Origin of the sequence: Mesoplasma syrphidae (assembly GCF_002843565.1) — a bacterium.
Taxonomy (GTDB): Bacteria; Bacillota_I; Bacilli_A; order Mycoplasmatales; family Mycoplasmataceae; genus Tullyiplasma; species Tullyiplasma syrphidae.
Genome location: NZ_CP025257.1, coordinates 609313 through 625710 on the forward strand (window position 1 = coordinate 609313; position 16398 = coordinate 625710).

18 protein-coding genes are annotated in these 16398 nt (G+C 29.2%); 1 reads left to right on the top strand and 17 read right to left on the bottom strand.

Features of this window, described 5'->3' with window-relative positions; translation table 4 throughout:
* Positions 1-9: 9 nt before the first annotated feature.
* The 16 genes from CXP39_RS02600 to CXP39_RS04020 form a co-directional block, all read right to left on the bottom strand.
* Entirely contained in the window at positions 10-765 is a 756-nt protein-coding gene (locus CXP39_RS02600; protein ID WP_027047976.1) for a pseudouridine synthase, read from the bottom strand.
* The gene (gene scpB / locus CXP39_RS02605; protein WP_027047975.1) at positions 765-1415 is read right to left on the bottom strand and encodes an SMC-Scp complex subunit ScpB; all 651 of its coding nucleotides are present in this window, start codon (positions 1413-1415) and stop codon (positions 765-767) included. The genes CXP39_RS02600 and scpB overlap by 1 nt, the downstream gene beginning before the upstream one ends.
* Positions 1408-2229, bottom strand: a complete 822-nt coding sequence (locus CXP39_RS02610; protein WP_027047974.1) for a segregation and condensation protein A — start codon at positions 2227-2229, stop codon at positions 1408-1410. The genes scpB and CXP39_RS02610 overlap by 8 nt, the downstream gene beginning before the upstream one ends.
* 58 nt (positions 2230-2287) lie before the next feature.
* Positions 2288-3127: a hypothetical protein gene (locus CXP39_RS02615; RefSeq protein ID WP_027047973.1), complete on the bottom strand. Its 840-nt coding sequence runs from the start codon at positions 3125-3127 to the stop codon at positions 2288-2290.
* 83 nt (positions 3128-3210) lie between these two features.
* Complete coding sequence (locus CXP39_RS02620) at positions 3211-3492, bottom strand: hypothetical protein (RefSeq protein WP_027047972.1); 282 nt, start codon at positions 3490-3492, stop codon at positions 3211-3213.
* 52 nt (positions 3493-3544) lie between these two features.
* Positions 3545-4141 (bottom strand): hypothetical protein, encoded by a 597-nt coding sequence (locus CXP39_RS02625; RefSeq protein ID WP_027047971.1) that lies wholly within the window; start codon positions 4139-4141, stop codon positions 3545-3547.
* Between the two features lie 11 nt (positions 4142-4152).
* Positions 4153-5652, bottom strand: a complete 1500-nt coding sequence (locus CXP39_RS02630; RefSeq protein WP_027047970.1) for an MFS cation transporter — start codon at positions 5650-5652, stop codon at positions 4153-4155.
* 18 nt (positions 5653-5670) lie between these two features.
* Positions 5671-7332 carry an arginine--tRNA ligase gene (argS, locus tag CXP39_RS02635; protein WP_027047969.1) on the bottom strand — a complete coding sequence of 554 codons (1662 nt, stop codon included), beginning with the start codon at positions 7330-7332 and terminating at the stop codon, positions 5671-5673.
* Between the two features lie 82 nt (positions 7333-7414).
* Entirely contained in the window at positions 7415-8623 is a 1209-nt protein-coding gene (locus tag CXP39_RS02640; RefSeq protein WP_027047968.1) for a hypothetical protein, read from the bottom strand.
* A 23-nt stretch (positions 8624-8646) separates the two neighbouring features.
* On the bottom strand, positions 8647-9192 hold the full coding sequence (gene frr / locus CXP39_RS02645) for a ribosome recycling factor (protein WP_101305126.1): 546 nt from the start codon (positions 9190-9192) through the stop codon (positions 8647-8649).
* A gap of 25 nt (positions 9193-9217) precedes the next feature.
* A complete protein-coding gene (gene pyrH, locus CXP39_RS02650) occupies positions 9218-9931 on the bottom strand; it encodes a UMP kinase (RefSeq protein WP_027047966.1) in 714 nt (237 codons plus the stop codon).
* A gap of 104 nt (positions 9932-10035) precedes the next feature.
* Complete coding sequence (locus CXP39_RS02655) at positions 10036-10746, bottom strand: hypothetical protein (RefSeq protein WP_027047965.1); 711 nt, start codon at positions 10744-10746, stop codon at positions 10036-10038.
* 2 nt (positions 10747-10748) lie between these two features.
* Positions 10749-11645, bottom strand: coding sequence for a translation elongation factor Ts (gene tsf / locus CXP39_RS02660; protein WP_027047964.1), 897 nt, complete (start codon positions 11643-11645; stop codon positions 10749-10751).
* A 28-nt stretch (positions 11646-11673) separates the two neighbouring features.
* Positions 11674-12483 carry a 30S ribosomal protein S2 gene (gene rpsB / locus CXP39_RS02665; RefSeq protein WP_036256189.1) on the bottom strand — a complete coding sequence of 270 codons (810 nt, stop codon included), beginning with the start codon at positions 12481-12483 and terminating at the stop codon, positions 11674-11676.
* A 258-nt stretch (positions 12484-12741) separates the two neighbouring features.
* Complete coding sequence (locus CXP39_RS02670; RefSeq protein ID WP_027047962.1) at positions 12742-14097, bottom strand: Sapep family Mn(2+)-dependent dipeptidase; 1356 nt, start codon at positions 14095-14097, stop codon at positions 12742-12744.
* A 73-nt stretch (positions 14098-14170) separates the two neighbouring features.
* The gene (locus CXP39_RS04020) at positions 14171-15094 is read right to left on the bottom strand and encodes a J domain-containing protein (RefSeq protein WP_211246770.1); all 924 of its coding nucleotides are present in this window, start codon (positions 15092-15094) and stop codon (positions 14171-14173) included.
* A 113-nt stretch (positions 15095-15207) separates the two neighbouring features.
* Here CXP39_RS04020 and CXP39_RS02680 point away from each other — a divergent pair, with 113 nt between their 5' ends.
* Complete coding sequence (locus tag CXP39_RS02680; protein ID WP_027047960.1) at positions 15208-16077, top strand: HAD-IIB family hydrolase; 870 nt, start codon at positions 15208-15210, stop codon at positions 16075-16077.
* 29 nt (positions 16078-16106) lie between these two features.
* Here CXP39_RS02680 and rpmA read toward each other — a convergent pair whose 3' ends face one another.
* On the bottom strand, positions 16107-16397 hold the full coding sequence (gene rpmA / locus CXP39_RS02685) for a 50S ribosomal protein L27 (protein ID WP_026389671.1): 291 nt from the start codon (positions 16395-16397) through the stop codon (positions 16107-16109).
* Position 16398: the final 1 nt, after the last annotated feature.

Genomic DNA, 16398 nt, shown 5'->3' on the forward strand with positions numbered 1-16398 from the left:
TATTTTTTATTATAAATCGTCTTTACGTTTTGTGGCATTATAAATTCCGTAAAATTGCTTAACCTCATGAGCCTTCAACTCACGGAATTCTCCAACTTGTAAATCATCAATCTCTAAAAACTCAATTTTAGTTCTCATTAATTTTGCTAAATCAATTTCAGCTGCCGCCAACATCTTTTTAACATGATGTTTGCGCCCTTCAGCAATTGTTATTTCTACAATTGAAATATTTTTTTCTTTATTATAATTTGCCATTTTAGCATCTATTGCTTTTGTAAAATAATCCTCATCAATCGTCACTCCCTTTAAAAGTTTATTGATTTGATACTTAGTAACACTTCCATGACACATTGCTTGGTAAGTTTTAAAAAACTCATAACGGGGGTGCATGACAAAATTGGCAAAATCCCCATCATTTGTCATAATTAACAATCCTGAAACATCGTAATCTAAACGTCCTACTGGATAAACTCTAGCGGGAATATCTTCAAAATACTCTGCAACTGTGCGACGGCCTTTAGGATCATCCATTGTTGTCAATACTAATCTAGGTTTATTAAATAAGAAATAGTATTTTTGATTATCACTAACAATTTCTTGTCCGTTAATTTCAATAACTACATCTATCGATGCTTTATATCCCATTTCAGTAATTACTTCACCATTTACTTTAACACGTCCTTGTTCAATCAATCTTTCGGCAGCTCTTCGTGAAACTGCTCCACGATTTGCAATAATTTTTTGTAAACGTTCTAGTTTAGGCATTATTCGTCACCTTGAAGTTCATCAAAATCATCATCATCTGTAATTTCATTAAAAAAAGCTTTGGTACTTGCATCAGCCTCTGCTGCTTTTAACGCTTCAACATTTTCTGAAATGATTTCTTGCAGCTCTTCCCCACCAATTAACGGAAGCGTTTCCTTGCCACCTGATAAATTAAATAATTTAAAGAAATTTTCTGTAATTGAGTATAAATTTGAACGACCTAAGTCTTCTGATTTTCCAGTAACTCTAATCAAATTTCTTTGTTTTAACTTATATACTTGATAAGAGGAATCAGCTCCACGAATATGATCAATTCCTACTTTTGAAATTGGTCCCTTGTACGCAACAATTGATAATACCTCGATACTTGATTTAGATAATTTTGATTGTTCTTTAGCAACCTCTAATTTTGCAAATCATTCATATAATACTTCTTTAGTTTGCAATCTCAACTTATTTGTTCCAAACCTTTGTATAGAAAAGGCAGATGAATCGTCACTTTTATATTTTTCCTCAAGTTCGCTAACGGCTAGTTTAATTTCTGAAGGCTTATGATTTTCTAAAACTGTTTGTAAATCGATTAAAGCGATCCCATCATCTCCATAAATAAATAAAAGACCTTCAATAATAGCTTTTAAATTGTTACTCATATCCCTCTACCTCAATTCTTTTAATTAAAGACTCATCTTCTAAAACTGCAATTGTAAAGGCAATTTCTAATTTATCATCTTTTTGATTAACTTTAATAATTTGGTGTCTTACTAAATCTAAGACCGCCAAAAATGTTGAAATTAAATTTTTAATATTAAATGCGTTAGCTTCCAATAATTCTTCCAACTCTCATTGCTTGTGCTTATTACTTTTCATTTTTTCTAAAATCATATCCGCAATTTCTTGAGGTGAAATAACTTCAGTTGTAATTGTTGAATATTCTTCTTCAAAGATTTCAAAGCTATCGTAGTTTCTCATTTCTGAGTCAGTCATAACTTTTTTAAAAATTTTTGCAAATGCCTCCATATCAATATCCAAAGGATCAACCATTAACTCCACATCATTTTGCTTCATTTTAGAAACAAAACTTATTTTTGATTTTGATTTTGAAAATGTACGCAAATATTCTTCTTGTTTATTGGCAAAAAAATCTGTGACACTTCGAATTTGCTCATATTGAGTCAATTGCTCTAAAAATTCTTCATATGAATAATCTTCTTGATCATTAAAATCATTTTCTTTTGGCAACAGCATTTTTGATTTTAACTCAATCAATTGAGCCGCCATTACTAAATATTCGCTTGCAATTTCAATATCTAGTTGCTGTTGCAAATTAATATACTCAATATACTGATTTGACAGTTCAATTAAATTAACATCAACAATATTAATTTTTTTGTCTTTAACCATTGCTAATAAAATATCTAATGGCCCACTAAATTCTCCAATATTAACTTCTTCTCAACGTCTCACGACATTCACCTCTTTTTTTCATAATTTAATTTTAACTTAAAAAATGATATAAGAACCTCTACTTGGTAACTTTTTTATTTATTAAGCTATATATTTTGTCATCTGTTTTAAAATCTGAAATAATTTCGAAAAGTGTTCTTGCAGCCAAGATAAAAACTAATTCAATTTCCATGGCAATGTTGTACTGAGATTCAGGATTTGTAAATGAATGTTCCAAATTATTTCTAAGCTTGCGAATGTAGTGAAAAGCAGATGATTTATATAGTTTGCGAATATAATCTATAAAGCGCAATTCAGCTGCTTTATTTTTAAATAAGGGAATTGACAACTTTACAAAGTCATTAATAAAGCGGTAGTTAACGTCATCATTAATTTTTTTTAAATCATATCTTTGAACTAAATAATGATTAATATATGTTAGTTTATCAAAAGTTGAATAAAGCGTTTTAAAAATCTGATTTTGTAAATGATATTCAGGTTCATTAATTGTAAAAAAAACATTGCGCGAGTCATAAAATTTCTCTTTCAAACTTAAATTGATATAGAAAAAAAGCGATGCCTTAATTTCAGAGTAAATATAGAAATCAAAAATATTAAATTTAGTCAGTAATATTGCAATTATGGTTTTAATTAAAAATAAGGTCTCGTGTATTTGCTTAATGCCAAAAGTTTCATCTTTAACTCTATTAATATCAAGTTCTAAAACTCTACTAGTTTTTTTTAAATGAGCATTCATTACAAAAATTAGTGAATTATCATAAATAATAGTTTGATCAATAATTTTGATCATTACTTGGACAATTTCTGCAATTTTATCATCAATCTTATCAGCTTGCTTTAAATATGTCGCTACTTTTTTTAGCTTTTGAATATTTATTTTTAGTTGCTCTTTATCCATATTTTCCTTTCGCAAGTTTTTGCAATCATTAATAATTATAAAATAAAAAGCACCCATAAAGGGCACTAAATTAGTTTAAAAAATTATTTGACAATAATGTTAGTAATTTGCAATGCCAAAGGTTCCTTACCTAAAACACATCAAACAGCAGCAACAATAAATCCTACTAATGTTAAACATAATAAAATTCAAATTAATCCATAAACAAGTCTATTTGTCTGACCTTTTGTATCAGGGGTATTTAATAACATTTGTCCAACTAGTGGCTTATCTACTAGTCATAAAACCAAAGGTAAAATACCAAAAGTTATTCCAGCTAAAAATCCGTTTAGTAATGTTGATAATGCTCTTTTAATAATATTCATATTTTCATTCTCCTTATATTATATAAATATACTCAAAAAATAATCTAAAAACTTACTTTTTATTAAAATTTTTGATTATTTCAAATCCAACTAAATGTCATCTCATCATAGTTGTAATTTCCTTGATGCAGTTTCGGTAAAACTCGCTTGCTCATTCGCCAGTTAAAGTATTAGTCAGCTGTTCACCTTGAGTTACTAATTCTATTGTACTCTCTAGTTCTTCAATTTTATTTGAAGTCCATTTTGATAAAATTTGTGCTTCTTTAATTTGATTTAAAGTGATTATGTCATTTTCAAAGTCGTTTGCTGCTTGTTCCTTAAATTTAATGTTTGCCTCCAAATAAATATATAACTCTCTAAACATTGTCGCTTTTAAAGCTTTTTCAAAGATTTCATTTAAATTTGCAATTTCATTTTGTTGCAATTCTAAAATAGCAAATAAATCTGATTGTCTAACAAATTGATGATTATTATATGCGGCTACAATCTTCATACTTAAAATCATTTTTTCAAATAGCTCATTTGAAATTTTTAAATTTTCAGAAATAATCAGAAACTTTAAAAAATCTCTTCCCACTTTGTCATTAATTTCAGTTGTTGCAATATTGGCAAAACTGCCAAGTTTTTTTTGAAATTCTATTTTGAACATATTGGCTCCTTTTAGTTAATTGACATTCTTGTTTTAATTTTATTGGCAATATTTCTTTTTTCAATACTCACAAGTTTTGAATGAATTTCTTCAACATTTATGTACTCAACTAATATTCGATTTATTGTGAAAGTTAAAAATGTTAAATAGCCTAGAATTAGGGCAAAAATAATTGAAGAAATTAAAATAACTGCTCTTGTTAAAATGATTAAAATATCTGAGACATCTTCAATGCTGGCTAAAAACTCTAAACTATTATAAGTCTGAAAAAAGCCTACTCCAGAAATTTGACAAATACTTAAAATAAAATTTGGAATAAACGCTCCTAAAACTGTTGTTGCACCTACAAGTCCTGTTACGGGGATTTTTTCTGTTCGATAATTTCACATTATTGCTAATCCAAATCAAATATAAAATAACTCAAAAAAAATTAGTCCCGTCGCAAAAGATACAAAAATCAAAAAGTAGTGGCTGCGTATTAAAGTCATTAAGAAAGCCAAAACAGCTAAGATTACTAATAGTCCAATAATGCTTTGACGATACCCAATTTTTTTAATCAACTTAAAATATAGTAAGTATCCCAACATCAATTGCCCGATAATAAAAAAGTCACGATACTTTCTTACAAAACTTAATGATGCTGCTGAACTTGCTCCTTCGGCTCGCGCCTTAGCAACAATATAAAATTCAAATATCGGTGATTGAATTAGTCCATAAATTAATCCCAAAAATAATGTTGTGAACATTAAAAGAACCAAAACCTTAGTACTATATGGCTCCAATTTTTCTTTCACATCAAAGTCAAAACTTTTTACAAAAACTGTTTTTTCCTTATTCATAAAACTTAAACCAAAAGCTAATATTAAAAATATTATACATATGCTTCCAGCTCATCAATAACTAGCTGTATCATTATTTCCTAATGCTAAACCCTGAAAAACATTTGCTAAATTAAAAATGTATGTTCCAAAAAATGTTCCAATAACTATTAAGAATGCTGCTCTAAAAGTTGCCTTAATTGGAAAAATTCTATAATATTTTTGCTCGTTCATATATAAGAAATATAGTGATTGAGCAGCCAATGATATTCCTAGCATTATTGAACCAAATATTAGCAATGCAGAAGCATTCTTTAAATTATTGCTGGAAACCAAAAATAAAATTAGTGCGATAAAACTACTTAGCATTGATCCCCAAATTCAATAGCGGCGATGCTTAATAATTCCTGTAAGCCAAGTCGCTAATGGTTTCAATAAAATGGTAAAAATAGATGAAACTCCAAAAAGAGATAATGTAATTGCAGCTGGACTAGAATAAGAATTAGTAATTCCCAGTCTTAAAACGCCCATTTTTACTAGAAAACCATTAACAGTTCATATTAAAATAGTCTCAATAAAAAAATATAATCATTTTTTTGATTCATTTTCTTTTTTTCAAATAAACCAAATTGTCACAAAGCTTAGGATTATAAGAATTGGATTTAAGATAAATAAGTCTCAATTTTTAGGCATAGGTTTTCCTTTCGTTATTTACATTTTTTCTAATACTTCAATTCCAATTAAGTTAAAAGCATTAGTTAATACTTGCAAAACAGCAGCTACCAAACCTAAACGAACGCTTGATAATAAAATATTATTTTCATCAATAATTTTAGTATCTGAATAATAAGAATGAAATTGTTTTGCTATAGATTGAATATATTCACAAATTATTTGCGGAGCTCGATTTTTTGAAGCAGATTTAATAACCTCTCCAAAATTATCCAAAGTAACTATTAGTTCAGCTTCTTTTGGAGTTGACAGCAATTCTGAATTCTCAATATTTACTGTAATTTCTTTTTCTCTTGCCTGCTTCAAAATTGAGTTGCAACGCGCTGTTGCATACTGAGCATAATAAATTGGATTTGATGCATTTTTTTGTTGAATTAAATCCAAGTCCAAATCCATATGTGAGCTCGATGCTTTTGAAGCTAACATATAGCGCAGTCCATCTTTTCCTACCATTTCTTGAATATCAACTAGTCAAACAGCAGTCCCCTTACGTTTTGACATTTTATATTCTGCACCATCTTTAATTAAACGCACCATCTGAACCATTTCAATTTCTAAAATTTTGGGGTCATGTCCTAATAAAGCTAACCCTGCACGCATACGTTGAATGTAACCATGGTGATCTCCACCTCATACGTTGATCAGCTTATCAGCTTTTGTTCTTTGAATTCTAATATGATGAGTAGCTAAATCAGGAACAATGTAAGTATAAGTTCCATCTGATTTAACTAAGACACGATCTTTGTCATCACCAAAATCAGTAGTACGTAATCATAGGGCATTGTCTTTTTTATACGTAGCTCCCAAACCTTGATATAATTCTAGCATTTTATCAATTTCCTTTTCATCGTACATTGCTTGTTCACTTGATCAATGTTCGATTACTACTCCAAAGTCCTTAAGTTGTTGCTTAATAAGATATGAAAAATGATCAACTGATTTCTTTCTAAAAATTTGATGGACTTCTTGATTATTAATCATTGCATCTGAAAAAGTCACAGTTTTAAACTTATCTCCAAATTCATCTATTAAATATCCAGCAACTTCATCATACATATCTCCACCATATGAGTTTTCTGGTTTAACAGCATTGATTCCTAATAAATTTAGATAATGAACAAAAACAGTAACTGCCAAAATATTAATTTGATTTCCAGCGTCATTTACATAATATTCGGTTTGAACTTCATATCCATCTGCTTTAAAAATTTCTTCTAAAACTGATCCATTGACAGCATTGCGAGCATGACCAACATGTAAAAATCCAGTTGGATTAGCTGAAACGTATTCAATATTAATAATCTGGTTGCGTCGAGGTTGAACACCGTAGGTACTTTTTTCTGCTGAAATTTTCTGTATTACAGAGCTTAATAATTTTTTTTTCATTTTTACATTAATAAAGCCAGGCCCAGCAACTTCGACTTCATCGTAATTGTTCACAGCCAACAATTTTTCTTTAATTAGTTCGGCCAACTCTTTTGGATTTTTCCCTATTTTTTTAGCTCCCATTAAAGCAAGAGTTGTTGAAAAATCACTTTGAATTCCTGTCTTGTTAATTTCAACAGTTGGCTCTACATCAATTACCAATTCCAGTACAATTTTTTCTAAATCCTCTTTAAAAATATTTATAATATTTTTCATTTTTACCCCCGACATACTTAATATGTTTATCTTTATTTTAATATAAAAACATTGGTTACCCAATGTTTATTTCCCATATGATCTAATAATTTACTATTTTGTTTAAATTATTAATCAATTCTGCTTGTCTTTGTGCTTCTCATGAAATTCTTGTTGCTTCAATAAAAATATAAACAGTAAGTCCTGCCAAAATTATTATCAATAAAATATTTAAACTAAAATCAAATCATTCATTTCAAGAACTTTCCTGTGCCAATTTTATTAAAAATATGCCATCAACTCCAAAAATGAATTCTCAGTTAAATTGACCATTTGCTAGCATGTAGTTTCCGACTTTTAATGCAATATAAGCTGCAAACAATAGTACTAATGAAATCGCCAAAATAGCTAACATATGTGCAAATTGTTGCTTAGTTTTAATAAACTTCGCCAATAACATAAACTGAGATTGTTCCTTGCTATTTTTTGGCTCTAAAACAACAGTTTTAGTTTTTTCATCATAAAAATTTCTCTCGCTTTGTCGAATTGATAGCGTAGCCTTTGCTCGCTTCATTTTAATAGTTGCAAGACCAGATTTTGGTTCAAAATTTTCTGAATGATATTTGCATATAGGAGCTTTGCGTCATTTTTCTTTGTAGCTAATTTTCATGTTTCCACATTTACTATTTATAACAATATTTTTTGCATTTTTTTCTTTATATTCATTTTCAGTTACCTGAAGTGATTCAAATGTTTCCAAATCAACTTTTTTACTATTCCAAATATTAGTTGTTTGATTAAATTCTAATACGTATTTGGTATTAGAAGTAACTTGTCCAATTCTTGGAAGTACTGATTGAGCAACAACTTCTTTTGTTTCTTTTACTAGCATAGGCAATACTTTGGAACTATTTCTAACTGCCAAAGTTTGCTTAATTCTTCTAGTTTTATTAACTTGATATACTTTATTTTTTTGAAGTGCTGAAACCGCTAAGAATCCTTCATATTCGTGTGCATTAGCATATGCATTTGGCTGAGGAATAAAAGTTACTTTAGCTTTTTCAATATCTTTTTCAACTCTAATAGAAACTTTTTCTGATTCTACTAAAATGTCGGTAATTTCAGCAAAATATTCCTTATCTTGTTCTTCCAAGTCTTTGATATAAACAATAACTTGATTTCCTTCAGAATTAGTTGTTAACAAAAATTGGTCAGTGTTATTAACATTATTTTCATGATAAAATTCTCCCAATTTAGTAATTGTTAGATCTTCATCATTAAAAATAATTTTATCTCCAATCTGATACTTCATAAGTTTTTAGACTCCATTCTTTTTTATATTGTCATTAATTCTTTTTCTTTTGTTTTTGCAAGATCATCAAGCTGTTTAATATATTTATCTGTTAATACTTGAATGTCTTTTTCCATTCCCTTAACAAGATCCTCAGAAATTTCCTTATTTTTTTTAGCTGCATCAATGCCATCGCGACGAGCATTTCTAATTCTTACTTTAAAAGTTTCCAACTCCTTAGTCATTTTTTTAACTAAGTCTCTACGAATTTCTTCAGTTAATGCTGGAATATTAATGCGAATAACCTCAGCATCAGCAATTGGATTAACACCCAAATCTGCTTTATTAATTCCATTTAATACCTCAGGTATTTGTGATCGGTCATATGGCTTGATTAATAATTGTTGTGGTTCAGGAACTGAAATTTGTGATGTTTGAATAATTGGTGTTGGCGTTCCATAAAAGTTAACCATTACTTTATCTATCATCGCTACGCTGGCTCTTCCCGTTCTAATTTTAGTCATATAGTCTTTTCATGCCAAAATCGTATTTTGCATGCTATCTTCAGCAATTAATAGTATTTCATCCATAGTCATTACCTCTTCTTTTTATTTTTTATTCAATTATAGTTGAAACTAATTCCCCATGCATAACTTTAATAATATTATCTTCACCTTGCATGTCAAATACTTCAATTTTTAAGTTAGCATCACGAGCTAATGTTGCTGCTGTTAAATCCATTACTCGTAATTGTTTTTGAGCCAACTCTTCATGGGTTAAATGTGAAAAAAATTTTGCGTCAGAATGCGCTTTGGGATCTTTATCATATACTCCAGCAACACCATTTTTAGCCATCAAAATTACATCAGCATCAATTTCAATTGCTCGAATTGTTGCACTAGTATCAGTTGTGAAATAAGAAAAACCTGTTCCACCAACAAAAATTGCAATATAACCTTCACTCATTTTTGTACGTGCAGTTTTAAAATTATAATCTTCAGTAACTGTCTTAATTGGCAACGATGAATAAACAGATACTTTATCATAGCCCAACTGCTTAATAGTTGACTCTAATGCCAAACCATTCATAACAGTTGCTAGCATTCCCATATAGTCCGCATTAATTTGGGGCATGTTAATATTTGCTCCCAAGTTTCCTCGTCAAATATTTCCTCCACCAATGACAATTCCCAATCTTGCACCTTCCTGTGCCAGTTTTACAATTTGTTTAGCAACTGTTTCCAGAGAATTTTTGTCATAAATTTCGCTTTCCCCTTTTAAAGCTTCTCCACTAAGTTTTAAAAGCGCCGTTTTATACTTTAAATTCATTACATACCCCTAATTTCTAAACACTATCTAATTTATTATACTAATTTAATATACAAAACTCCAATATATGAATAAAAAATAAAAAAATAATACCCTATGAGATATTATTTTTTTTCCTTAGCTTTTTGACTTTGTTTTTCTTCTAATTCTTTTTTTGCCAATACATTCATATTCTTAAAATATTCATCCGCATTCATTTTTTCAATTGAATGACCTGTAACTAAAACATTTTGAATAAATCATTGTCCCATAACTGAACTTTTTGAAAGTTTGAAACGTTTGTTTGTTCTTATTCCTTGTAAATAATTAATATAAATTTTTCCCTTGTCATCAATAATTTTTGTAATCTTTGAATACAATATTTTTTCTCCAATAAACAAAACCTTTTCTTTATCCAAAGCAATTCCAAATTTATAAATTCCAAATCACAATAAAACAGATGAACCAATAATTACTGCAAATCCAATTGCTAAAATTGTTACAATTACTGCAAAAGCCACATTAGCTCCATTGTCGATATTTGAATTTGCTCCAAAAATTGACTTTGCATTTGAAAATAAAATCATTCCCAAAATGCCAGAAAAAATTGCAATAGCATTTAATACAGCAAATATAATTATAAAGTTGATACCATAAATTTTATGCTTCGAATCATTTTTTTTAAAATCATATAAATATTTGCTAAATGTTAAACTCAAAATTAATGATACTACTAGAACAATTACTCCCAAAATTAAAATTTGTGTGTTTACTTGTCCATCTTTTCCTAGCTGGTTACTTCCATTAACTCATGTATTAGATAAGAATTGAATCATAATTAGTTACCTGCTACTTGAGCTGCTACTTCGCTTGCGAAATCAGTAACAACTTTTTCGATTCCTTCTCCAACTTCAAATCTAACCATTTCTTTTAAAGATACTTTTTTAGAACTAATAAATTGCCCAACTTTAAAACTTTCATCAACTACAAATGCTTGATCTTCCAACGAAATTTCTGCCAAACGTTTTGATAATTTTCCGTTCAAAATATTTTCAATAATATTTGCTGGTTTTCCCTGCAATTTAGGATCTTCTTTTGCATTTTCTTTAATAATATGCATTTCTGATTCCTTAAAATCTGCAGGAATTTCACTCATTGTTTTATATTTTGGTGCCATTGCTGCAACGTGCATTGAAACATTGTATGCATCAGCTGAATCAATATTTCCAGCAAATTCCAATAATACAGATACTCTTTTGTTTGCATGATTATATAAGGAAATAGTCGTATCAGAAGTTTTTTGAATTAATACAAATCTTCTTAGTTCAATTTTTTCTCCAATTGTTGCTGTTGCGTTTACCAACACTTCTTTAATTGTTTCTCCAGTTGAAGTTTTAACTTCTAAACCTTCTTCCAAATTTGTTGTTTTTGATGTTAATAATGAAGTAGCCACCTCATCAATAATCGCTAAGAATGCTGCATTTTGAGCAACAAAATCAGTTTCAGAGTTAACTTCAATAATAACTGCTGCTGCATCATTTTGTTTTGCCAATGTAACTCCCTCAGCTGCAATACGATCTGATTTTTTAGCTGCTTTCGCTAAACCATTTTCTCTTAATCAAACGATTGCATCATCAACATTATTATTTGAAGCCTCCAAAGCTTTTTTACAATCCATCATTCCTGCTTGAGTAATTTCACGCAGCTCTTTAATTAATTTTGCATCTACTGCCATATTTTTTCCTCCTCTTATATTTTTGTATCTATTTATTTTCTGTTACTGAACTTGTTTTTGGAGCTGCATTTTTTGAAGCTCATGATGTATTTCTGTTTTCAGTGTTATATTCTTTTTTTGGTGCTACAGTTTTTAAAACTGAAGGTGCCATTTTGATTCCTGCTGCATCAGCATAAACATCAACCAAATGATTAATTAATATATTAACTGATTCTTGCAAATCATCATTTGCTGGAATCACTAAATCAACCATATCAGGATCAACGTTTGTATCACATAAAGCAATTACTGGAATTCCTAATTTTCTTGCCTCTTTAACAGCAATTTCATCTGTTTTTGGGTCAACTACAATCAATGCTGCAGGCAACTTGTTCATTTGTTTAATTCCACCTAGAGTTTTTTCTAATTTAGCTTTTTCTTTCAAAATTAAAATTTGCTCTTTTTTAGTTCTTAAAGCCAATTTACCATTTTTTTCTTCTTCTTCAATTTTTCATAACGCCTTAATTCTTACTAAAATTGTTTTCAAGTTTGTTAGAGTTCCCCCTAATCATCTTTGGTTTACAAAAAAGTTTCCTGATCTTAATGCCGCTTCTTTAACAGCATTTTTTGCTGAACGTTTAGTTCCGACAAATAAAACTTTATCTCCTTTTTGTCCAATTGCAGTAATCAAGTTTCTTGCTTCTTCTAGCTGAGCCATAGTTTTTTGCAAATCAATAATATGATTTTTATTTTTTGTTCCATAAATATATGGTGCCATTTTAGGATTTCAACGTTTAGTTTGATGTCCGTATTGAACTCCCGCTTCTCATAATTCTTCTCTAGTTAATTCTTTTGCCATAATGATGGTCTCCTTTTCTTTATTCGTTATACTTCCAAATAATTCGAACAATATACCACCTCTTTGATTAATAAATTGAGGCACTAGGCTATTGAATTCTTATTTGTGATTGAATACATTTTCTAAACATATATCAACTTAATAAGTTTAACAAAAAAAGTCCAAATACAAAATAGTTTTAATAATATTTATGAATGTTTTGGATATGTCTTCGCTATTGAATTAAACAAATAAAAAGCGGGCAACCGCTTTTTAAATCTATTCTGTTAATAATGTAATTGCTTTTGTATAAATTTCTAACATTTTTTTCAAATCATCAATTTTCACATATTCATTATAAGCATGCATTGTTGATTTTTCAATATCAAATTCAGCTCCAAAAGCAACAATATTTGGCATTGATTTAGCATAAGTTCCACCACCAATAGCTAACGGTTGTGAAACCATGTCTCCCGTTACTTCTTGATAAACCTTCATTAGTTTTTTAATCAAATCAGAATCTTTTGGCACATAAACGCTATCTTCAATTCCGATAATTTCTATTCCCAAATTATAGTTTTCCTTTAAGAACTTAGTTAATTGCGGAATAAATTTTTCTTTCGGTTTAGTGAATACTGGAACACGATAATTAAAAGCCAAGCGCTGTTTTCCATTTTTTATTTCAATGATTCCCAAATTTTGAGTTAAATCACCAGTTTCATCACTAATTCCTTGAAAGATTCGAGTCGCATTGTAATTGGTATGAACTTCTTTTGCTAAAAAATCTGTTGTCGGATGATTAATTCCTACTTCAAACATGGCTTTTGCTAATCAAGTCGCTGCATTAACTCCAACTCATGGTAAGCTTCCATGACCAGCTGCCCCTTGAACTACTAATTCATGATATCCATTCAAGGAAGTACGAATATTTTGGTTAGACAAGTAATTTTGAATTTCATTAATTTTTGGCCCCTTATAAGTTACTAAATCACAAATAACATTATAAGCAGAACCACCTTTAATTTCAAATTCAGCTGGATGTGTTGAAACAATGTCGGCATCTACAATTCACTTTTCAGCATAAACTACTGGAAATTCACCATCAGGAACATAACCAGCATCAGCAATTCCATAATCTTCAATATAAGCACGAATACTTTCTCATGTTGTTTCTTCTGTCAATCCAAAAATCATTCTAATTTTATATTTCTCAGATTTAAAACCATGATCTTTTAAATATTTCAGAGCATAAAGATTCATCATTGTTGGACCCTTATCGTCAAAAGAACCACGACCAATTAACTTTCCGTCTTGTTCAATTGGCTTAAATGGATCAGTCACTCATTCACTCATATTTCCTGGAGGGACTACATCTAAATGACATAATATTACAAATAATTTTTCTCCATTACCATAATCTAAAAACCCATAACGATTTTCTTTATCTTGATGCGCATCAAATCCCAATTCTTTGGCAAGTTTTATTGTGTAGTCTAGAACATCTTTTGTTCCTTTTCCAAATGGAGCATTTGGTAATGCTTCAGTTTTAAAAGATGGTATTTGCAATATTTTTTTTGTTTGTTCATAAGCTTCTGGAAAGTACACTTCTAGCAATTTTTTATTATCAATTATCATATATTTCTCCTTATTTATTTTATTAAATATACTATATACTTGGATTAAATTATTATTAAAATAACTTAAAAAATTATTTTAAGTTTCGAATTTTTAAAATTAGCTCATAGGCTTGATTAATTTTACTCATAAACTCATTAGCCTCTGCATCAGAATTTTTATCAGGGTGATATTTCATTGCCAATTTACGATAAGCTTTTTTAAGTTCTACATCATCAATATCACTAGTAGTTCCCAGTACTTGATAAGCTAACTCAAATTGATCAAAGTTTTTACCATAAGTTTCTGCACTACTGTTATTATTGATAGGCTCATCTGAATCTTTTGTATAAACAAATTGTTCTTCAGTAATAGAAAGGTCTTCATACAGTTTTTTAAGAATAGTATCAACAGCCTCATTTAAAACTTTTTCAATACGAATTAGATTTTTGTCAATAATTTCTTGCTTATCATAGCTAATGCTAATATTTTTAAAAACCTCATTTAATTCTACGACCATAATTTTATTTACAAAATTTTTGACTATTTGTTCTTTGTAGCAGTTCAAAAAGATATTATAGAATTTCAATAAGTAGTTGGCATTTTGATAATTATATTTCAATTTTGTCTTATCAAATCCTTTTAAAAGTTTGCTTGAGCTTTTTTGAAATTGTCTTAAAATTACAGACTGATGAGTTAATAGATCATCAACAACTTTGTCAATTTTAGTAGACGAAGCTCCACGTTTTTTAAGCATCATAGCTTTACTTTCCTGAAAGTCACTTAAAAAAGGAAACTGATCAAAAACTTCGCTAAATTTATAAGTATCAATCATAACGGTCGTTTTTGTATTAAACAATCATATTTTTTTATTGTTCTCAAAATAGTTAATTTCTGCGGTCAAATCTTGTTTTTCAATCGAGCGAATCTTGTTTTTTTTCATTAAAATAACTGTTCCAATTGCTAAAGCAATAAATGCAGTTAAAAAAATTCCAATTATAATAACAAAGTTTTCCATAGTCATACCTTTTACCTTTAGTTGTAATATATCATATATTTTAATTCAAATATTTTTCAAAAAGGCATTATAGGTTTTTTTATATTCTATAATTAAACTTAAAGAAGGTTTCTATGAAAATAAACAACAGCCACATAAAATTAATAGTAACTGACTTGGATGGAGCAATTTTGCCATTAAATAGTAAATCGCTAAGCTTAAACACTCAGCAATATTTATCCAAGTTAGCAAGTGAAAAAATTTATTTTGTTTTAAACACAGGGAATTTGCCCTTCATGGTACAATGAGTTATTGATTCAATTAGTCCCGAACCTAATCAGTATACCAAATATTTTTTAGGCAACAGTGGAACAGTTATTTATAATTTTGTGACTCAAGAGGCTTTTGTTGAAGGATTTTTTGATAACGATATTGTTATAAAAACTGTGAAGATTTTAGAAAAGGCTAATGTTCACTTCAACCTCACTGATTCAGGTTTGAAAACAATTTACTATTCTCATCAAAGGGATGTTGATATTTCAAATCATCGTCGAAATGGCTTGAACGATGCTAATAATTATTGTCTATTGACAAAAGAGGTTTTAAAAACTTTAACATCACCAAAAATTGTTTTTCGATCAAATAATCAGAATATTCAAGAATTTAATAACTTGATTAGTGAAATATCTCTTGAAATTGGTGAAAATAATTTTCAAGCAATGTCATGAATTGAAACTGGGGCTGATTTAATTGTTCCTGGACATGATAAGTTTACGGGAATTTTGAAGCTGATTGAATTAATCAACGCTGAGCATAATGAAAATATTACATTAGATAATGTTTTGTTTTTTGGAGACCAGAAAAATGATTTACCAGTATTTAGAAATCATAAGTATTCAATTGCTGTCGGCAATGCAATTGATGAGTTAAAAGAACTTGCTTATGCAATTACTGATACTTGCGAACTTGATGGCGTCATAAATTTTTTAAAGACTTTAAAATAAAAAACTGGCAAATTGCCAGTTTTTTAAAACTATTTAGCCTCTTGAGCAATTACAATTGCTCTTGTGCGGTTTTTTCCAAATTTTTCGTATTTAACGATACCTGAAACTAACGCAAATAATGTATCATCTCCACCACGTCCAACATTTTGTCCAGGGTGAATTTTTGTACCTCTTTGTCTAAAGATAATTGATCCAGCATTAGCGAATTGACCGTCAGCTTTTTTAGCTCCTAAACGTTTTGATTCTGAATCTCTACCGTTTTTAGTTGATCCTACTCCTTTTTTAGAGGCGAAGAACTGTAATCCTAATAAGAAACGCATA